Below are 763 nucleotides of genomic sequence, written 5' to 3'. Positions count from 1 at the left end.
GCCCTCGCCTCGCTGGAACTGCTGTCCGGTCCGGCCGGGGCACTTGTCCTGCCCGGGCACGGCGAGCCCTTCAGGGAGGGGCCGCGCGCCGCCGTGGAGCGGGCGCGGGCGGCGGGGCGGCACTGAGTGCGGGCGGGGCGGACGGTGTGAAGGACCGGCCGCTATCGTGACGCCATGGTGAATGGCGATGACCTCCAACCGCAGCCGACGGACCGGGAGATAGAAACCCTCGACGAGTTCGACCGCAGAATCGTCGAAACCGGCGGGAAGCTCGACGGCTTCCGGCTCCAGTCCGTGGACCTGACCGGCCGTACGGACACCCTGATCGCCACCGACACCTCCGGCGCCGTCTTCCTCGGCTGCCCCATGGAGGCCGCCGCCCTGGCCAAGGTCCGCGCCGACGGGGCCATGGTGTTCCCGCCGGTGCCGAACCTCCCCTTCGACCCGTACCGGGGGCTGCTGTACTCCCCCGACCAGCTCTTCGACGGGCTCGCGGACCACGGGTACGACGCCACGCCGGACGCGCGGGCCTACGCGTGGGGCCGTCGTGGTCCTGACGCCGCTCGCCGCGTTCGAGGCGGTCGCCGGGCTCCCGCTCGCCGTGCGGTACCGGCAGCGGGCCGCCGAGGGCGCGCGGCGGGTCTGCGAGGTGCTGGACGCCCCCGTACCCGTACAGGAGCCGGAGCGGCCCGCCGCCGCGCCCGGGTCGCCGTTCCCGCTGGAGGTGCGGGGGGTGTCCGCGCGGTACGCGGGGCAGCGCCGC

1 pseudogene is annotated in these 763 nt (G+C 75.5%); it reads left to right on the top strand.

The annotated features are described in order from the left end of the window. Positions 1–174 precede the first annotated feature (174 nt). Positions 175–763: pseudogene (locus GT042_RS39705) on the top strand (Rossmann fold nucleotide-binding protein); the annotation flags it as partial.

The sequence above is a fragment of the Streptomyces sp. SID3212 genome, assembly GCF_009865405.1.
Lineage (GTDB): Bacteria > Actinomycetota > Actinomycetes > Streptomycetales > Streptomycetaceae > Streptomyces.
The sequence above is the reverse complement of the archived record's forward strand: the minus strand, read 5'-3'. Positions and strand labels throughout refer to the sequence as shown.